This is a genomic window from Bradyrhizobium sp. SHOUNA76, from assembly GCF_023006445.1.
Taxonomy (GTDB): Bacteria; Pseudomonadota; Alphaproteobacteria; order Rhizobiales; family Xanthobacteraceae; genus Bradyrhizobium.
This window is the reverse complement of the sequence record NZ_JALBHA010001056.1, coordinates 1-682: the sequence shown is the minus strand read 5'-3', so window position 1 is coordinate 682 and position 682 is coordinate 1. Positions and strand designations below refer to the sequence as shown.

At 67.9% G+C, this 682-nt stretch carries 1 pseudogene; it reads right to left on the bottom strand.

The features are described from left to right. Nucleotides 1–682: pseudogene (locus MOV74_RS39670) on the bottom strand (hypothetical protein); the annotation flags it as partial.

The window sequence follows — 682 nt, the reverse complement described above, 5'->3', positions numbered from 1 at the left end:
CGAGCTCGATACGCGTATTCAACGCAAGACCACCCGCGCCATTGCGCGCGTCAAAACTCGCCGACATCTCGCCGCCGCCGACGCCGCCTTTCAGCGCATCGAGCGCGAGCGACTGGCCGTCGCCGCGGATCGTGCCGCCGAAGGGGCGAAGCTCGATACCGCCGGGCAACGTTCCGCGCAACGCCTGGAACGCGATCCGGCCGCGCCAGCCCGTGATGAGCCCTGCGCTCATCGGTTCGCCCGTATCATGCCCGGCCGCGCCGATCGCCATCGCGAGCGCCGGCGCAAGATCGAGCGTATCGAGACCGACTTCGCCGTCGACGCTCTTCTCCTGATCCAGCGTCACCGCCAGATGGCCGCGCAGATGTGAGCCGGCCGCATTGCCATCGAGATCGTCGAAGGTCAGGCGATTGCCTTTCAGCCCGACGCGGGAGGACAGGCTGACGTTCCGCGCCGATTTGTCGGTCGGGCTGGTCCCGAGCAGCGGCGCCAGATTGGCGTTGCGCACGCGCAGATTCATGCTGCCCTTCGGCTCCGACAATTCGACACTGCCTTGCGCATCGGCATCCAGACCGCCACCGCTGAGCTTTGCGTTCAATTGCAACGGCCGCCGCCAGGCGCCGGTCAGCCTGCCCTCGAATTGCGAAGCGCCCTCGCCTGCGGCCACCACGCGATCGAGCCC